At 53.9% G+C, this 16,545-nt stretch carries 19 protein-coding genes; 11 read left to right on the top strand and 8 right to left on the bottom strand.

Going from position 1 to position 16,545, the window contains the following annotated elements; genetic code table 11:
- Positions 1–294: 294 nt before the first annotated feature.
- Both EH198_RS10545 and EH198_RS10550 read right to left on the bottom strand, forming a co-directional pair.
- Positions 295–1,386, bottom strand: a complete 1,092-nt coding sequence (locus EH198_RS10545; RefSeq protein WP_124695487.1) for a M24 family metallopeptidase — start codon at positions 1,384–1,386, stop codon at positions 295–297.
- A 28-nt stretch (positions 1,387–1,414) separates the two neighbouring features.
- Entirely contained in the window at positions 1,415–2,134 is a 720-nt protein-coding gene (locus EH198_RS10550) for an MBL fold metallo-hydrolase (RefSeq protein WP_124695488.1), read from the bottom strand.
- Between the two features lie 204 nt (positions 2,135–2,338).
- On the opposite strand from EH198_RS10550, the gene EH198_RS10555 reads away from it, so the two are divergent.
- Complete coding sequence (locus tag EH198_RS10555; protein ID WP_124695489.1) at positions 2,339–2,842, top strand: GNAT family N-acetyltransferase; 504 nt, start codon at positions 2,339–2,341, stop codon at positions 2,840–2,842.
- A gap of 78 nt (positions 2,843–2,920) precedes the next feature.
- On the opposite strand, the gene EH198_RS10560 is transcribed toward EH198_RS10555, so the two are convergent.
- Entirely contained in the window at positions 2,921–3,259 is a 339-nt protein-coding gene (locus EH198_RS10560) for a winged helix-turn-helix transcriptional regulator (protein ID WP_124695490.1), read from the bottom strand.
- Positions 3,260–3,340: 81 nt separating this feature from the next.
- On the opposite strand from EH198_RS10560, the gene EH198_RS10565 reads away from it, so the two are divergent.
- Entirely contained in the window at positions 3,341–3,601 is a 261-nt protein-coding gene (locus EH198_RS10565) for a YqkE family protein (protein WP_124695491.1), read from the top strand.
- A 180-nt stretch (positions 3,602–3,781) separates the two neighbouring features.
- The gene (locus EH198_RS10570) at positions 3,782–4,960 is read left to right on the top strand and encodes a polysaccharide deacetylase family protein (RefSeq protein WP_185702838.1); all 1,179 of its coding nucleotides are present in this window, start codon (positions 3,782–3,784) and stop codon (positions 4,958–4,960) included.
- 55 nt (positions 4,961–5,015) lie between these two features.
- Here the strand turns inward: EH198_RS10570 and EH198_RS25340 are convergent, their stop codons facing one another.
- On the bottom strand, positions 5,016–5,147 hold the full coding sequence (locus EH198_RS25340; RefSeq protein WP_281278003.1) for a hypothetical protein: 132 nt from the start codon (positions 5,145–5,147) through the stop codon (positions 5,016–5,018).
- Between the two features lie 64 nt (positions 5,148–5,211).
- Between EH198_RS25340 and EH198_RS10575 the strand changes: the two genes are divergently transcribed.
- The 6 genes from EH198_RS10575 to EH198_RS10600 all read left to right on the top strand — a co-directional run bounded on the left by EH198_RS10575 (position 5,212) and on the right by EH198_RS10600 (position 9,417).
- Positions 5,212–5,715, top strand: a complete 504-nt coding sequence (locus EH198_RS10575) for a metallophosphoesterase family protein (protein ID WP_124695493.1) — start codon at positions 5,212–5,214, stop codon at positions 5,713–5,715.
- A 6-nt stretch (positions 5,716–5,721) separates the two neighbouring features.
- Complete coding sequence (locus tag EH198_RS10580) at positions 5,722–6,252, top strand: GNAT family N-acetyltransferase (protein ID WP_124695494.1); 531 nt, start codon at positions 5,722–5,724, stop codon at positions 6,250–6,252.
- A gap of 85 nt (positions 6,253–6,337) precedes the next feature.
- Positions 6,338–6,811 (top strand): GNAT family N-acetyltransferase, encoded by a 474-nt coding sequence (locus tag EH198_RS10585; protein WP_124695495.1) that lies wholly within the window; start codon positions 6,338–6,340, stop codon positions 6,809–6,811.
- A 68-nt stretch (positions 6,812–6,879) separates the two neighbouring features.
- Positions 6,880–7,590, top strand: a complete 711-nt coding sequence (locus tag EH198_RS10590; RefSeq protein WP_124695496.1) for an HAD family hydrolase — start codon at positions 6,880–6,882, stop codon at positions 7,588–7,590.
- Between the two features lie 315 nt (positions 7,591–7,905).
- The gene (locus EH198_RS10595; protein ID WP_124695497.1) at positions 7,906–8,400 is read left to right on the top strand and encodes an RNA polymerase sigma factor; all 495 of its coding nucleotides are present in this window, start codon (positions 7,906–7,908) and stop codon (positions 8,398–8,400) included.
- On the top strand, positions 8,401–9,417 hold the full coding sequence (locus EH198_RS10600) for an anti-sigma factor (RefSeq protein ID WP_124695498.1): 1,017 nt from the start codon (positions 8,401–8,403) through the stop codon (positions 9,415–9,417).
- Between the two features lie 120 nt (positions 9,418–9,537).
- Here the strand turns inward: EH198_RS10600 and EH198_RS10605 are convergent, their stop codons facing one another.
- The gene (locus tag EH198_RS10605) at positions 9,538–10,650 is read right to left on the bottom strand and encodes an FAD:protein FMN transferase (RefSeq protein ID WP_124695499.1); all 1,113 of its coding nucleotides are present in this window, start codon (positions 10,648–10,650) and stop codon (positions 9,538–9,540) included.
- A gap of 393 nt (positions 10,651–11,043) precedes the next feature.
- Positions 11,044–11,313, bottom strand: coding sequence for a hypothetical protein (locus EH198_RS10610; protein WP_124695500.1), 270 nt, complete (start codon positions 11,311–11,313; stop codon positions 11,044–11,046).
- 107 nt (positions 11,314–11,420) lie between these two features.
- Between EH198_RS10610 and EH198_RS10615 the strand changes: the two genes are divergently transcribed.
- Positions 11,421–12,137, top strand: a complete 717-nt coding sequence (locus EH198_RS10615) for a DsbA family oxidoreductase (RefSeq protein ID WP_124695501.1) — start codon at positions 11,421–11,423, stop codon at positions 12,135–12,137.
- Between the two features lie 96 nt (positions 12,138–12,233).
- Here the strand turns inward: EH198_RS10615 and EH198_RS10620 are convergent, their stop codons facing one another.
- Together EH198_RS10620 and EH198_RS10625 are read right to left on the bottom strand one after the other, a co-directional pair.
- A complete protein-coding gene (locus EH198_RS10620) occupies positions 12,234–13,829 on the bottom strand; it encodes an oleate hydratase (protein ID WP_124695502.1) in 1,596 nt (531 codons plus the stop codon).
- Between the two features lie 133 nt (positions 13,830–13,962).
- Positions 13,963–14,529, bottom strand: coding sequence for a TetR-like C-terminal domain-containing protein (locus tag EH198_RS10625; RefSeq protein ID WP_124695503.1), 567 nt, complete (start codon positions 14,527–14,529; stop codon positions 13,963–13,965).
- Between the two features lie 164 nt (positions 14,530–14,693).
- On the opposite strand from EH198_RS10625, the gene recQ reads away from it, so the two are divergent.
- Entirely contained in the window at positions 14,694–16,538 is a 1,845-nt protein-coding gene (recQ, locus tag EH198_RS10630; RefSeq protein ID WP_124695504.1) for a DNA helicase RecQ, read from the top strand.
- Positions 16,539–16,545 lie beyond the last annotated feature (7 nt).

The raw sequence follows: 16,545 nt of genomic DNA on the forward strand, positions 1-16,545 counted from the left end.
ATCCTACCTGGCACCCTGTATAAAGACATGCAGGGATGTGCATGGATTCTATTTTATATAATTAACCCGCGGTTGAATAGAGAAAAATGCTCGGATGTAAGGTATAATTTTCTGCAATTCAATTTTTTTTGCGAATTCTTGCGAAAGATTCTTCTTTTTTCTGCAATATCAGGGGAACCGCAATTTCCGAATTTCTGTATCAACTAAAAAAGAGAGAACCGCTAATCGCTAATATTAAGCGCGGCTCTCTCTTTGTTACAAATCCTATGGCGGAAGGTTCAATTCGACCTGAAATTACAATTCCAGCACGGTCCAGCCTTTCGGGAACCGGGTCAGCGTCCGGGCGCCGCCTTCTGTGACAAGCACCTCGTCTTCGATCCGCACGCCGCCCAGTCCCGGAACATAAATGCCTGGCTCTACCGTGAAGACGTTACCGCTCTCCATGATGTCCTCATTCAGGCCGTGCAGGGAAGGATATTCATGCGTATCCATGCCAAGGCCGTGGCCCACGCGGTGAACAAAATAAGAACCGTATCCCGCTTCTTCGATAACGGTCCGCGCGGCCAGGTCGACCGAGCCGTATGAAGCTCCGGCTTTGGCGGCGGCAATGCCGGCCTCGTTGGCGGCCAGCACGGTATCATAGATGCGGACCAGCTCGCTGTCCGCCCGCTCCACGGCGAAGGTGCGGGTAATGTCGGAAGCATAGCCGTCCGCGAATACGCCGAGATCGAACATCAGCAGGTCGCCCGGCGCGATAAGACGGCTGCCGGGAACGCCGTGCGGGAGGGCGGTGTTAGTCCCGGACAGCACCATCGTATCGAAAGAGGGACCGGCTGCGCCAAGCTTTTTCATCAAATACTCCAGCTCCGCAACAAGCTCGATCTCGCTCACGCCTTCCTTCACATGGGTAAGCCCTTGGCGCAGCACTTCTTCAACCAGCTTGGCGGCATGCTCCATCCGCTCGATCTCCCCGGGCGATTTGATGGCGCGCATCCGGCGCAGAAGAGGGCCGATGTCGGCAAAGCCGTCCGCCTGGGCGGCGTTCGACAGTAACTCAAAGCGCGCTACGGAGACATGCTCTTTCTCAATGCCGAGCTTTCCGAGCTTGGTCCCGAAGCGGCTCTTCAGCAGGCTGTACGGATCATCCGTGTCGCTGTGCGTCACGATGGAGGAGACAGTCGACGAGGCATGCGCCGACTCGGCGTCGAGCACGGGCACGACAAGCACCGGCTCCTCGCCGCGGACAAGCAGCAGGCCGAGAAACCGCTCATGCGGATTGCTGGCGAAGCCGGTCAGATAGTATACATGCTTGGGATCGGTGACAAGCAGGGCGTCCAGCCCTTCCGCAGTCATTTCCTGTTCCAGATGTTTAAGTGCTTCATTCATTTGTGCATTGCTCTCCCTTCGATTCAATTCAGGCTAACTCCTCAATAAGCTGCTGCGGACTGCCTTCGTACAAACCGCCATGGTAGCAGAGCACCCTGTCGATCGGCCGCCCCTCCAGGTTGCGGAGGCTGCGCAGCGCAAGCGGCATGTCCGGCGTCGCCATTTCCGAGGGGCCGGCGAGCTTGCCGGCCACGACTCGCAGTTCGTCGGCTGCCAGCAGCAGCTTGTCTTTTCGGAAATACAGGCAGATATGCCCAGGGGTGTGCCCAGGCGTATGGATGACTTCCACCCCGCCGCCCAAGGGCAGCACATCTCCGTCCTGCAGGACCGTGAATCCGCCAAGACCGGGTAGACCTTCAAGAAAATGCAGGGCCAGATCCTTGAACTCGCCGGACATCTGCGCGATGCGCTCCTTGGAGAATTTGATCAGCGGAAGACTGCCGTTCAGATAAGGAATATCGTCCGCGTGAACCAGAACTTCCAATTCGGGTATCCGGCTTACGAGTTCCGGCAGGTTTCCGATATGATCGATATCCTGATGCGTAATAAGAACACGCTTGATGTCGGATATTTCCGCTCCGGCATCTTCGACCGTCTGCTTCAAGGCATCGAATTGTCCGAGCATGCCTGTATCAATAAGTGTCAGGCCGTCTTCGTCTTTCAGCAGCGCCGGATAAATTTCGGTGGGCCCGAACACGGGGGAAAGCATGGGCACTTTCAGCGCGATAACCGATTGCGAGAGCTTCATCTTTTTCGGGAGGGCTCCCGGTTCACTTCCTTTCAAATATTGTACAATGAATAGAGAATATCTTAATCCATTCGCCTGCAAAAGGCCAGGGGCTGCCGAAGCCCTTGCGGCTCGGGCATTTCATAGTCAGACGTTATGAATTGACTTTCCATACGGCCATGGATTACTTTGAAACTAGTACGCGCTTGATGGAGGGATGAACGGATGGATTGGCAGGAGAGCAATATTGAAGACGCTACGCTGGAGGATCTGGCGGGTATTGTGGCCATTTATAATTCCACTATAGCGGGCAGGATGGTTACGGCCGACCTAGAACCCGTGGGCGTGGAGGACAGGCTTGCCTGGTTTCATGAGCATGGCAGCGGCCACCGCCCGCTGTGGGTGCTCAAGAAGGACGGAGAAATTGCGGCCTGGCTGAGCTTTCAGTCGTTCCATGAAAGACCGGCCTATAACGGAACGGCCGAATTGAGCATTTATGTAAACGAAAAATACAGGGGAACCGGAGCCGGAAGCCTGCTTGTGGGCAAAGCACTCGAAGAATGCGGGCGGCTGGGGATAAGCAATCTGGTCGGATTGGTATTCGGGCATAACGGGCCAAGTCTGGGACTTTTGAAGAAGTTCGGCTTTGAACGCTGGGGGCTGCTGCCGGGAGTAGCCGATATGGACGGGATACTGCGCGATCTGGTTATTGTTGGACGAAAGGTTTAAAGCATCTGAACTCTTTGATGGTGAAAAAAAAGAAACCGGCCTGGCCGGTTTCCCTTTTATACGGCGATCTTAGATCGTTCAGGTGTGCGGGCTATTGCATTCGGAATCGGCTTCAATCCAGTCCCGGGACCAATGTTCCAAACCACGGATAACCGATTCAAGCGCCATTCCTTTTTCGGTCAGAGAATATTGAATGCGCACCGGCGTCTCAGGGAACACTTCCCGGCGCACGATGCCCTCCTGCTCCAGATCCTTCAGCCTCTCGGATAGAAGTCTTCCGCTGAGAGGAAGGGAGGCTTCGATGCTGCCGAAACGCTGGGGTCCTTGAAGCAGCTGGTAAATGATCAGACCGGTCCAACGCTTTCCGATAATATCCATGCTTTTTTGCAGACGGGGACATAAGGAAGTCTGCTTCATGAGTCTCACCTCTTGCTTACTATTATAAACGAAAAGGCAATGGACCTAAACAAATTTAAGTACTTAAAGGAGGGAATTGCAATGGCAAAAAAGAAGAAAATGCCGAACGCTCCGCGGGCGGGCAAAGAGGAGGCTCAGGCTACCTTAAAGGACCTGCTGAGCAGCGAAGTGCTGAACAAGCTCAAGGCGCAGGCCGATGAGCTGAAGAATGAGGAGGCCAGCCGCAAAGAAGCGGAGCGGAAGGCGGCGGAGGAAGCGCGCAAGACGGAGCAGAAGCGCCTGGACAACGATTTTGCCCATCTGCTGGAGAACAGCAGCCAAGACTGGCGGAAATATAAATAATACAAGAAGAAGCTGTCCGGGACATTCGGCCGGCTTTTTTTAAGCCCTCTGCCCAAGCGGCCTCGTGATCATAAAACGCCCTGCAAAGATTAAAAAGTTGTAACTAAATGAGTGAAGAGGCGGAATATGATTAGGGTACAAATGGAAGCGAGACTGCCAAATTGTAAGGAGAACTTCACATTGAGAAAAATAATCGCCCCTGTATTGGCTGCCCTAATCCTGATCGGTCTTGCCGCTATTTTCGGTTTCAGACCAAAGTTCCGTGATGTCGATTTTGAGGTTGGCGGGCGGGTGATAAAAGCATCCGGTCCCTTCGAATACTCGGATCATGAGCTGCTCGTTCCGCAAAAGTTCGCCGAAAGACTTCTGGGCGCAAATATCCGCTGGGATCGGCCGGCTCCTTTGCCGAAAGGGGTCTATTATAGAGACAAAGTGGCGGTCTTGATGTACCACCACCTATCCCGGAAACCGCTGCTGCCCTCGGTTTTGTCGGAGGACCGGTTCGCCGAGCAGATGATGCTGCTGAAAAAGGACGGCTATCATGTGATTACAATGGGGCAGTACCGGCGGTTTATGCTTGCTGACGGCAAGGTTCCGGATAATGCGGTGCTGCTTACCTTCGATGACGGCTATGAGAGCTTCTATAAGCTGGCATTTCCTGTCTTGCGAAAATATGGCTACACGGCGGTGAACTTCGTCATCGTCTCCGATGTCGACAACCCCGGCAAGGGAGGCTTGCCCAAGCTGACCTGGAGCCAGATGCGGGAGATGAAAAAATTCGGCATGGGCTTCTTCAATCATACCTATGACCTGCATTATTTCGCCCCCGTAGATGCCGAAGGAGGGGAGGAGCCGGCGCTCAGCGCGCTGCTGTACATTGACGACGAAACGCGCAGCGAGTACAACGAAGAATATTACCGCAGAGTGACCGGGGATCTCGGATTGGCTGAGCGCAGGCTGAAGGAGGAGCTCGGCAATACCGACTCAGCGCTTGCCTTTCCGTACGGTTCATACAATGACCGCGTGATGACCGCAGCGGGTTCGCTTGGGATTCCCCTGACTTTCACCGTGAAGGAAGGCCTGGCAGACAGGGGCGAGACGAATGCTGACCGCATCAACGCGGGAAGCAATCTGCGTACACCCGCCGAGACGATAGACCGGATCAGAAAGTTTGTGCCCAAACGGGAACTGACGGTTAACGGGCGCGGCGTGCTGTTTTCCGGCATCCAGCCGGAGTTCAGACAAGGCATGCTGCTCGTTCCGCTTGATGAGATTTGCCGGTCGCTGCACATCGCCATGAATTATGACCGGCTGAAGGGCATGGTGAAGCTGACGATGCCGAAGGCGAATCATGCGTAGCGCCGCGACAAAGGAACGTCCAAGACGTCCAGGAACTGGAGAATCACCGGTCAATTCATCCGGCAGAACCTCGTTCGCGTCTCTCGGCCCGCTCATTGCCGCTTACAGTCTGGCTTCGCTCGGCTCCTATAATGGCGAAGCGGGGAAGCCGCCAGTGGACGAACCCATAGCTTCGTCTTACAATCATTTACAATGTTCATTTAAGAGTTTTGGCATAATGCTTATTCAAATAAAGCGGGGAGCTGACCTATATGAAAGTGGGAATCGTTTCGGATACGCACATGGGCCGGATGGCGAAGCTGCCGAAGGCGCTGACGGAAGGTCTGGCCGGAGTCGAGCTGATTCTGCATCTGGGCGATTGGGTCGATCTGGCCGTCTATGACGAGCTGTCCGCTTTGGCTCCGGTAGAAGGAATTGCCGGAAACAATGACGGAAGCGAGATTGTGCGGCGCTTCGGCGAACGCAAAATCATAACACTTGCGGGCGCGCGCATCGGTATGGTTCACGGGCATCGGCCGTATACCGGCAAGGGGACGGACAGCAATGCGCTAAGGGCGTTTGCCGGCGAGAGCCTTGACTGCATCCTGTTCGGCCACTCGCATCAACCGCTGATGCGGAGCGAGAACGGCGTGCTGCTGTTCAATCCGGGCTCGCCTACGGATAAACGGCGGGAGAAGCTGTATTCCTTCGGACTGATGGATATTGAGGGTGGAAAGATCGAAGCCCGCCATATTTTTTACGAGTCGAAAGGATGAGGAGACATGGCTTTTGAACTGCGGGAGCTGGCGGTTCCGGAAGATAAAAAGATTTACGAGATGGCCCGCGAAATCGGCCCCGGAGAGAACGGGTTTGTGAACAGCCTCTATACTGCCGGATATTCCAAATTTCTGAACCTACTTCCGGTGCTGCGCGATTATTCCTCCGGGATCGATCTGCCTCCGGGACATGTGCCGCAAACCCTGTATTTCCTGTATGCGGACGGCAGGCCGGTGGGCTATGGCAAGCTCCGTCACCGGCTGACCGACAGCCTGCTTGTTACCGGGGGCCATATCGGTTATTGCATCCGGCCTACCGCGCGGAGAAGAGGCTACGGCACGGCTCTGCTGTCCGGGCTGCTGGGCAAAGCGTCCGAGCTGGGCATCGACCGGGTGCTCCTTACCTGCGAAGAGGGCAATGAAGGGTCGCGGCGCGTCATCGAGAACAACGGGGGGCGGCTGGCCGAGCTGGACAACCGGTACTGCCGGTACTGGATCGGCCTTTCGAATGTTCAGGCGGCGGCAGGCCGGGATTAGTCCAAATAATGCGGCAATTTCTCCATGGCAAAGCGCTGAGGCCGATTTTACAATGACGGTATAATGGCTTTGACAAAAGGGAGCGATGAAAGTGACACGGTATGTTGCGGTGCGGGCGGGGCTTGAGGATTTGGAAAAGATCGTACCTTTGTTCGACGGGTATCGGATCTTTTACAGACAGGAATCGGACCGGGAGCGCGTGAGGGCGTTTTTGGAAGAACGGCTTAATAAGCAGGAGTCGGTTATTTTTCTGGCGGTTGAACAGGAGGAAGAGGGCGGCGCCGGACGCGCGGTCGGCTTTACGCAGCTGTACCCCTCTTTTTCGTCGGTTACGATGCAGCGGCTGTGGATTCTGAACGATTTGTACGTCTCGGAAGAGGCGCGGGGAAGTGGCGCAGGTGCGGTGCTGATGGAAGCGGCCCGCGCGTATGCGCAGGAGACCGGCACGAAGGGGCTGACGCTTACCACATGGACCGATAATTTTACCGCTCAGCGGCTGTACGAGAAGCAGGGCTACATCAGGGATGACGAATTTTACAGCTACAATCTTTTTTTCTGACTATAATACTTGGGGATAACGGCTTAAGTCCGGTCCTCCAGCATTAGTAGAGACTAAGGGGCGTTGAAATGGAAAGCAGCGGGAAACGGGCTATTTTTTTTGATTTGGACGACACGCTTTATGATCATTTGGTTCCTTTCCGGGAAGCGGTGAGGGAAGTGATTAAGCCGGACGAGAGCGTGCTGGATGTGCTGCATTTATTCGACCGGGTCAGATACCATAGCGACCAGCTATGGCCGAAGTATCTGCAAGGGGAGTTTACGCTGAAGGAGACGCGGGTGCGGCGGATGGAAATCGCATTTGAGGAACTCGGGATTCCTCTCACCCGGGAGCAGGCGGCGCTTGTGCAGGAAGGCTATATCAGCCGCCAGTACAACATCAAGATGATTGACGGCGTTCTCCCGCAGTTGAAACGGCTTATGGCCGATGGGCATGTGGTAGGCATCATTACCAACGGGCCGGTAGATCATCAAATGAGCAAAATCCGCGGACTCGGTGTGGACAAGCTGATTCCCATGGATCGGATCTTCGTTTCGGACGCCGTCGGCATCGCCAAGCCGGACCCGGGAATTTTCGCTTATGTCAACCGGAAGACGGGGACGGAAGCGGGAAACAGCGTCTATGTCGGCGATACCTGGCATAACGATGTAGTCGGCGCCCTTGATGCGGGCTGGGAAATGTGCTGGTACAATCCGAGAGGAAAGAAACCGGCCACCGCTCATACTCCGACCTATATTTTCCGGAATTATGAAGAGTTTGCCGGTCTGCCGATCGTTTAAGCGAATAACCCATAATCTTATATATTTATAAGAAAAGGATGAAAAGGGGAGCCTTCACACGTTAGAGGGAAAAGCTCCGTCTAATCCTCCTTGTTCTTGCGAGATTAGCGAATTACATGGAAAAACTCCAGCTATTTCTCCAGAATGGCTCTCAATAGGCCTATTTTGGATAATTTAGCTGGAGTTTTTCCGCTTAAATGGCTCAGTGCAGCTATAGGTTTACGCGTTGCAATACATAATATTTCTGCCAAAAAATTTCGGACAACAACAACATTCCGGCCGCTGCATCGTTATATCACCGAAAGGAGGTGCAGGATGGGGCCCGGGCACCTGGAGCAGCTGCTTCAACCTAAAATGGCGGAGATCCGCCGTTATTTAATCCGATTGGGCGCTGGCGCCGCCGATGCGGAGGACATTGTACAGGACACGGTCTATAAGGCGCTGCTGTATCTTGAAGCGATCGACGAACGCAAGTTCAGCGCTTGGCTGTATAAGGTTGCGATCAACCGCTATTATGATCTGTGCCGAAGGCAGAGACGGTTTCACTATGACGAGGAACCCGGAGATTATGCCGCTTCGGAGAGCGGACTGCCGGAAGAAACTCTGCTGAGGCGGGAGCAAAAAGACCTGATCGAGCGCATTCTCGGGAAGCTGAATCCTGCGCACAGACAACTGATACTGATGAAATACGAGATGGAGCTGTCCTATAAAGAGATGGCGGGCCTCTTGGGCATCAGCGAGGGGAAGGTGAAAGCTTCCTTGTACCGCGCAAGACAGCAATTTCAAAACCATTACGGAGGTGAGGAATAAATGACCGCTCCCTGGGAAGGACAAGAGGATCAAAGTCTTACGAAAACCATTCAAAGAGCCAAACGAAAAACGTTAATTCGCAATGTTTTGATATCCCTCGCTGTAAGTCTCATTACGTTGGCCGCTATTTTTATCGGCGCTGCCCATCTGATCGATCATGAGTCGTCAGAAAGGATGTTCGATGAATACGGCTATATGTCAATCAGCAGTCCGAATGAGTACCTGGAACCCGGACACAAGGACCGGCGAGGGTTTCTTTCCGGGGTACTGGAACTGGATACTTACAAGATGGTGGAGGGAGTGCCCGTCCCATGGCGTGAAAAATGGATCAATTACTATGTGCCGGGGTTTCCGTTTACTACCGGGGTACATGGCGGAACCGCCAGTTTGGAGGGGAATGATCCGGCGTTGAAAGCGCAGGGGTATGAATATAACCGAAGATATAATCCCGATAACGGCCAAAGAGAGCTGCTGTTCTATGTGCCGGGTGTCAATTATAACGGTAAAGTGTTAAACGATACTCCGGCACTTTCGCAGATGGAATCCGGCAAGCTGGTGGAAATGGCGCTGTCTTTCGACAAGGCGTTTTCCTTTGCCGAGGTGAAGGCCATGCTGCCTGCGGATGTACGGACCGTATGGTATTGGGTCGATACGTATGATGACTGGAAGGACTTCGGTCTTGAGCCTCACAAGGATGAGAAAGGTGTGATCGTATATCCGCAGCCCCTTTTGCCCACTTACAGAGTGTACGGTTTTGGAGTCAGACCCTACTCCGACCAGCCAGACCCGGCGGACTTTATTGGGAGCTTAAAGGTGGGAGTTCAGCAGAAAGGGACCTACTACAGTGAATATCGGCGAATTTACAACTATTTGAAAAAAGACAAAGCCGAGCCGGACACCGGCGATGTCCGCATCCTGGGCGTCGTTGTCACCGGGACCGCGAAAGAACTGCAGATCCTGGACGGTCAATCTTTTGTCCGGGGGGCTGTCCTGGGCGCCGTTGTGGATAAGTACTAGTACCTCATCCGCAGACGGCATATAAGAAAGGGATACCGGAACAGCATTCCGGTATCCCTTTCTTTGCAAATTGCGAACGTTGCGGTTACTCCCTATGCCGGCCGGCGTCTGCCGCTTCCGTCAATTCCCGAAGCTGTACGTCGGGTCGGTCAGCACCAGCCGCTCCCGGATTCCGGGCGTTGCGTAAATTTTGTTGTCTTCGGTAATAAAGAAACCTTCGACTTTTTCCGGAAGAGACTGCAGGTACTTCAAGCCGTCCTGGGCCCCCATCAGGAATACGCCGGTGGAAAGGGCGTCCGCGTCGGTTGCGTTGGGACTCATGATGGTCAGGCTCTTGAGGCCAAGCTGGCCGGGATAGCCCGTCCGCGGATCGAGAATATGATGATACCTTACGCCGTCCTGCATGAAGAACCTTTCGTATACTCCGGACGCATCGATGACTTCATCGCTGATCTTGATCGTTCCAAGCTGGGTGCCCCGGCTCTTGTCGGGGTCCTGCAGTCCGATGTTCCACTGCGAACCGCCGGGCTTGGTTCCGAGGCCAATAATGCTGCTTCCGCCGAGATTGATCATCGCGCTGTCCAGCCCCTGCGCCTTCAGATAATCGGCGATCCGGTCCGCCGCGTAGCCCTTGCCTATACCGCCGAGATCAAGCACCATTCCCTCTTTGGCTAGCTTGACCGTCTTGGCTTTCTCGTCGATGATGATATCCTTGTAGTTCGTCAGGCTCTTGGCTTTATCGATCTCCGCTTGAGGAGGAACATGGTCTCCGCCGCTGCCGATATTCCAAAGGTCCACCAGCGGACCGATGGTAGGATCGAACAAGCCATCCATTTCCTGAGCGTATTTGACGGATTGTTTTACCGCGTCCAGCGTCTCATCCGACACGGCAACCGCTTGTTTGCCGGCAGCCAGGTTAACGTCGTAGATTTCGCCGCCTTCCTTGGTGCGGCTGAATTCTATATCCATTCGTTCCAGCATTTGCTGAATATCGTCCATATTCTTCTGGGATACCGTGTCACCGAAAATCTTGATATTGACTACCGTATCGTAAATGAAAAACTGCTGTGAGAGCGATTTCGTTTCTCCGTCCCCCGATACCTGCGAGCCGCCCTGCGTGGAATTCGGTTCGCCGTCTCCCTTGCTCCCGAGGAACAGCCACGCTCCAACGGCAGCGGCGATAATAATAACGAGTGCGGCGAGGAGCAGCGCCGTTTTTTTGTTCTTGAACATGTTCCACCATCCATAACGTAGATTCTTGATCACATCGTTTCTATCATAACTCAGATATGACGGAGCAGGGAATTATTTTTCATGACAATTCGTGCTTTTGTTTAAATTTCTGTCAAAAATTCGTAAGCGATTGTCTGCTGGCAATCAGGCTGTAATGGTGAAATGATAATAATGCAACGAACTGAACTTGGAAACTTTTTTAGTTACTATGGATTTTCAGGTCATCTCTTTTGTCTACGACGACGTCGCTCACCATCCTGAACGTAGCCTTACGCTTCTGCGGGAACGACGGGCAAACATGCCCGGGCGGTACGAATTGAAACGGGGCGCGATGAACCAAATCATGCAGAAAACCTGAAATTGTACATCTTTTTTCGCCTTGAAACCTTCATTCTATAACATGCCTGCCAAAATACAGTTTCTCGCCAGTCCAACCTCAAATGCAGCCAGCACAACCTTAAATTCCTGCACAATAGGGCGAATTTCCTGGAAACCAACGCTTTCGATCAAAAAAACCTGCACTTTAGCACGTTTGCAAGCAGCTGAACTAAAAATCACAACCATCTTGACCCGGTTCCCTTGATGTTGGAGCGCGAAGGAGGTCACGATCCCATGGTCGAAAGTGCCTTCTTGTTCTATAAAATCTATCCACCATAAATCCATTGAGCGATTGCCTTGGCCCGACCCCAATAAAGATGGAAATTTCGTAATTTTACTATATAATAGTAGGTGAGTAATGAAAAATTAGCAGTTGTATCGGAGGTTTATCCATGAAAATAGAGGTTTGGTCCGACTATGTCTGTCCTTTCTGTTATATAGGCAAAAGACGGCTTGAGCACGCGCTGAGCCAGTTTCCAGATCGTGACAAGGTGGAAGTCGAATTTCGCAGCTTTCAGCTTGACCCGGAGGCCGGTCCGACCAGCAAGAGCATCCATGAATTATTGGCCGCAAAATACGGCATCACCGCTGAGCAGGCCAAAACGATGAACGCGCAGGTTGCCGATCAGGCGCTGGGCGTGGGTCTCGACTTCAAATTCGACACCATGATTCACGCCAATACGTATGACAGCCACCGGCTGGCGCAATACGCCAAATCGAAGGGACTTGAAGCCGAGCTGACGGAGCGTCTGATGCAGGGCTACTTTACGGACGGGCTGAATTTGGGTGACAGTGAAACGCTGGCGGCACTCGCGGCAGAAGCCGGATTGGATAAGGAAGAAGCGGTGACGGTGCTGAATTCGGACGCTTACGCCGATGAAGTGAAGGCGGATATCTCGGCCGCGCAGCGGCTCGGCGTTACCGGCGTTCCGTTCTTTGTGTTTAATAATAAGTACGCCATTTCCGGAGCCCAGCCCGGACCGGTATTCTCCGAGGTGCTGGATCAGGTCTGGTCGGAGGAGCAGCAGGAACCGACGCTCCGTGTGATCGGCGGCTCAGACGACGCATCCGGCAATGAAGGCTGCGGGGACGGCTCCTGCAGCGTCTAACGCCGAGATCCGCGCCATGCGGAGAAGGGGAGACGCAGAACGCGCCTCCCCTTTTTTGACATAGAAGAATGGATAAATTCCACTGAGCAATTAGCTTTACCGGAACGAAGTGACAAAGCTCGTGAACAACGTCCGCACGTCGTATTGGTACTTGTTGATCGGCGCAATCGGCTTGTTCACGCCAAGCAGCGTATAGACGGCGATTCTTGCCGCACGGACCGAGTATTCCTCGGTGAATACGACGTCGTCCGGGATTTCGCAGAACTGGCCGATGAACGCTAGATTGGTGGAGCCGTCCGGCACGACCTTCGGCCGATCGCGGGCGGCTCTTGGCATAAACTGCGCGGTAATGAACGGCATCATGCACGGAATGCAGTTGGCTGTCGCCATAATGGCTTCTTTGTGTTCATCGAAATGCAGATGGCCCAGCAGCTCGGTCATAATTTCTTCCCCGGTGCAATCGGACATTTTCTTCTTCACGAAGTCGCCTTCCTTGTCGGGATACAGGCCGTAGCCCCAGAATACCCGGATATGCTCCGGCTGATTCCGGAAATGGGGCTGGTACGCGAGTACGACCGACATCAGCCAGCTCGAATCCTTGAACGTGACCAGAGCACCGGTACCCGCGCGGTTGCGTGAGAATTGTTCCATCAGATCGAAAAAGACGGTATCGCTGAACGTCACCGTGAACGATTCCCATTTGGATTCCTCAATATGGTCGTCAAAGGACGAAGGATTGCCGAAACCGGGTCTCTTCGCCGCGATGCGGTCCCACAGCTTCCAGGAGCTCCCTTTCTCTTTCAGGCGCGGAGCAGAGGTCATCGAGCCGAGGCTGGAGCCTTCCGTCATCGATCCGTTCGTGATAATGACCAGATCTTCCTCATTGATTGCGATCAGCTCTTCGGCTCCGCAGCGGACGACATGCATACACGTGACGGTAATGCCGTCGCCTTCTTTGAAGTCCAGATCGGTCACGGTGCATTTCAGCGTAAAGTCGACGCCATGATCCTCCAAATACTTTTTCATCGGCAAAATAATCGAATCATACTGGTTGTACGGGGTGCGGGTTACGCCCTCCAGGGTCTGGATTCTCGGGAATTCATGCATGAACCGGATCATGTATCGTTTCAGTTCAACCGCGCTGTGCCAGGGCTGGAACGCGAACGTCGTCGCCCACATGTACCAGAAATTCGTCGTGAAAAAATGTGGGCCGAACCAGTCGCTGATGCGCGCCTTGCCCATTTTTTCTTCGGGCGTAATGATCAGTTTGCCCATGGCGAGCCGGTCGGCCATATTGAAACCCATCGACATCACATCGACCACTTCGCCATTTCCATTCACAAGTCTGGCATTGGAATGCGTCGGATTCGCATCATCGAATGCTATGATCTCTTCCCGCACTGATTTGCCGGGATGGTCCAGCGAGGGAATCGACATCAGGAGATCCCATGTATTCTCGTATGTCTCGTCATTCAGCATCCGTCCGCCGCGGATCACATAGCCGTGCTCCTCGCTGCCCGCGCCGTCGTTGCTGCCGCCGAGAATGTTCATTTCTTCGATAATATGAATGCCGATTCCCGGGAAGTCGCAGTCTCTAACGAGAAAAGCGGCGCCCGCCAAGGACGCAATACCTCCGCCGACAAAATAAACCTGCTTGTTCTTATCCTCTTCCTTCACAACAATCGCCTCCATAGATATGCTGAATGCTGTATCTGTGTCCACTGTAATGCGATTGAGCAGGCAGAGGAATAATCAATCTCCGGGAAGTGTCCAGATTTTAGACACTTCCGCGAAAGTGTATAGTTTTTATTTTTGGCGATCCGGCTCAGTTGACTTTCTCGTATTTATGCAGGGATTTGAGGAATTGACCTTCGAGGAGTCCGTTCAGCCGTTCAATAATCAGCTTCGGGCTTTCCTTCATGCCGTCTCTCATCCACTGGATAACCAGGCCGCTAAACGCCAGCGTATAGAAATTGGCGATAAACAGCTTGTCTTCCTCGCTCACTCTTATACCGGAGGCTAATTCATTAATGACGCCCATAATAAGATCGTTCGTAACGGAATAAAGGTAGGCGTCCAGATGGTTTCTCCCAAGCGATTCCAGTGTATTGAGACAGAACGCGCGGTTGTTCTCAATGTACAGAAATATTTTATAAAATCCTTCCGTCCATGTATTGTAGCCCCTGTAATCGGCAATCCCGTCGACAGCCTCTTTCTGATATATCCAGCCCAGCAGCTCGAAAATATCGTGAAAATGGTAGTAAAACGTCTGACGGTTCAGCCCGCAGTCGTTCACCAGCTGTTTTACGGTGATTTTATTTAGCGGGATATGCTCCATCCGTTTTTTGAGACAATGGGCCAGCGCTTTTTTGGTCAGCAGGGAATTGGACATATTGGTCACCTCTTACTCTCATTTTAGAACAAAATGAAAAACAAAATCATGATCATAAGACACAGGCTTCCGGTATATCCGCGCTATTTCCCGCGTACGGTTGCCCCTTCGCCGCAAAGTCCGGTAAACTAAAGGAAGACAGTTGTTAAGGAGTTTTGATCCATATGAATCCGCAGGAACTTACAATTGAAAATGCGCAGGAAATGCTGCAAAAATATTACGGCTATCCCGATTTCCGGGAAGGCCAGAAGAAAATCGTCGCGAGTCTCCTGGAGGGCCGCGACACGCTCGGCATTATGCCGACCGGCGGCGGCAAATCGATCTGCTATCAGGTGCCGGCGCTGCTGCTTCCGGGCCTGACGCTCGTCGTATCGCCGCTGATCTCCCTGATGAAGGATCAGGTGGACGCGCTGACGACGGCGGGAATTCCCGCCGCTTATATCAACAGCACCTTAACCGGCAAAGAGGTGAACGAGCGCATCCGCGCCGCCCGCCGGGGAGAACTGAAGCTGCTCTACGTCGCGCCCGAGCGGCTGGAGCTGGACTGGTTCCGCCTGGAGATGGCGGAATTGTCCATATCCTGCGTCGCGGTAGACGAGGCGCACTGCGTCTCCCAGTGGGGCCATGATTTCCGTACCAGCTACCTCGCGGTATCGCCGTTTGTGGAGGAGCTTCCGGAACGGCCGATTCTGGCCGCCTTCACGGCGACGGCGACGCCGGAGGTCATGGAGGATATGCTCCGGTTGCTGCGTCTGCGGGGTCCGGGCGTCTTTGTAACGGGCCTTGGCCGCGACAATCTGGCGATGTCGGTGCTGAGGGGCGAGAACAAGAAGGAATTCGTTTTGGAGTATACCGCTTCGCATGCCCATCAGCCGGGAATCGTGTACGCGGCTACCCGCAAGGAGGTCGACGACCTGTACCAGCGTCTGCGGAATGCCGGATTCGCGGCGGGCCGCTACCATGCGGGCATGAGCGACGACGAGCGGGCGGAGAGCCAGGAGGCGTTCCTGTACGACGATATCCGCGTAATGGTTGCGACCAATGCCTTCGGCATGGGGATCGACAAGTCGAATGTGCGGTATGTCATCCATTACAATATGCCGAAGAATATGGAGGCTTACGTGCAGGAAGCGGGCCGCGCGGGACGGGACGGCGAGCCGAGCCAGTGCATCCTGCTGTTCAGCGCGCAGGATATCATGACCCAGAAGTTCCTGATCGAGCAGAATCCGCAGGATTCGGAGCGCAAACAGAACGAATACCGCAAGCTTCAGCAGATGATTGATTACTGCTATACGACCCGGTGTCTGCGGAGTGCCATGCTCGACTATTTCGGCGAGGTCCACGGGGACAAGCCTTGCGGCATTTGCAGCTCCTGCACCGATGAGCGCGAGCTCGTCGACATGACCGTCGACGCGCAGAAGATCTTCTCCTGCATCCACCGGATGCGTGAGCGCTTCGGCGTGGCGCTGGTGTCGTCCGTGCTGAAGGGCTCGCGCAGCCAGAAGGTGCTGCAGTACGGCTTCGACAAGCTGCCGACCCATGGAGCCATGTCCGGCCGCACCGAGAAGGAAATTACGGAAATCGTCAATGTGCTGATTTCCGAAGGCTATCTGGCCTTGTCCGAAGGCCAGTACCCGGTCGTGCGTCTCCAGCAGCCGGCAGCCGAGGTGCTGCGCGGGCAGCGGGAGGTACGGCAGCGCGTCGCCCGGCCGTCCAGGCCGTCAGCCGGTGGCAGGGACCGCAGCCGGAGCCGCGATCTTTCGCCTTCGGCTGTCAACGAAACCGTGTTCGAGCAGCTGCGCCTGATTCGCCGCGAGCTGGCGGGCCGGGAGCATGTGCCGTCATATATAATTTTTAACGACGCGACGCTGCGGGAGATGAGCGTGGTATGCCCGCAAACGGAAGAAGAAATGATGAAGGTAAAGGGCGTCGGGGAAGTGAAATACCGCAAGTACGGCAAAGAATTTCTGGATTTTTTTCAAAGTGAATTGTATTCCAATGAATCGTAAAGGAGCA

Origin of the sequence: Paenibacillus rhizophilus, from assembly GCF_003854965.1 — a bacterium.
Lineage (GTDB): Bacteria > Bacillota > Bacilli > Paenibacillales > Paenibacillaceae > Paenibacillus_AQ > Paenibacillus_AQ rhizophilus.

Coding starts and splice junctions, on each gene's coding strand:
- EH198_RS10545 (WP_124695487.1), bottom strand. CDS start 1,386: ATGAATGAAGCACTTAAACATCTGGAACAGGAAATGACTGCGGAAGGG.
- EH198_RS10550 (WP_124695488.1), bottom strand. CDS start 2,134: ATGAAGCTCTCGCAATCGGTTATCGCGCTGAAAGTGCCCATGCTTTCC.
- EH198_RS10555 (WP_124695489.1), top strand. CDS start 2,339: ATGGATTGGCAGGAGAGCAATATTGAAGACGCTACGCTGGAGGATCTG.
- EH198_RS10560 (WP_124695490.1), bottom strand. CDS start 3,259: ATGAAGCAGACTTCCTTATGTCCCCGTCTGCAAAAAAGCATGGATATT.
- EH198_RS10565 (WP_124695491.1), top strand. CDS start 3,341: ATGGCAAAAAAGAAGAAAATGCCGAACGCTCCGCGGGCGGGCAAAGAG.
- EH198_RS25340 (WP_281278003.1), bottom strand. CDS start 5,147: ATGATTGTAAGACGAAGCTATGGGTTCGTCCACTGGCGGCTTCCCCGC.
- EH198_RS10575 (WP_124695493.1), top strand. CDS start 5,212: ATGAAAGTGGGAATCGTTTCGGATACGCACATGGGCCGGATGGCGAAG.
- EH198_RS10580 (WP_124695494.1), top strand. CDS start 5,722: ATGGCTTTTGAACTGCGGGAGCTGGCGGTTCCGGAAGATAAAAAGATT.
- EH198_RS10585 (WP_124695495.1), top strand. CDS start 6,338: ATGAAAGTGACACGGTATGTTGCGGTGCGGGCGGGGCTTGAGGATTTG.
- EH198_RS10590 (WP_124695496.1), top strand. CDS start 6,880: ATGGAAAGCAGCGGGAAACGGGCTATTTTTTTTGATTTGGACGACACG.
- EH198_RS10595 (WP_124695497.1), top strand. CDS start 7,906: ATGGGGCCCGGGCACCTGGAGCAGCTGCTTCAACCTAAAATGGCGGAG.
- EH198_RS10600 (WP_124695498.1), top strand. CDS start 8,401: ATGACCGCTCCCTGGGAAGGACAAGAGGATCAAAGTCTTACGAAAACC.
- EH198_RS10605 (WP_124695499.1), bottom strand. CDS start 10,650: ATGTTCAAGAACAAAAAAACGGCGCTGCTCCTCGCCGCACTCGTTATT.
- EH198_RS10610 (WP_124695500.1), bottom strand. CDS start 11,313: ATGGATTTATGGTGGATAGATTTTATAGAACAAGAAGGCACTTTCGAC.
- EH198_RS10615 (WP_124695501.1), top strand. CDS start 11,421: ATGAAAATAGAGGTTTGGTCCGACTATGTCTGTCCTTTCTGTTATATA.
- EH198_RS10620 (WP_124695502.1), bottom strand. CDS start 13,829: ATGGAGGCGATTGTTGTGAAGGAAGAGGATAAGAACAAGCAGGTTTAT.
- EH198_RS10625 (WP_124695503.1), bottom strand. CDS start 14,529: ATGTCCAATTCCCTGCTGACCAAAAAAGCGCTGGCCCATTGTCTCAAA.
- recQ (WP_124695504.1), top strand. CDS start 14,694: ATGAATCCGCAGGAACTTACAATTGAAAATGCGCAGGAAATGCTGCAA.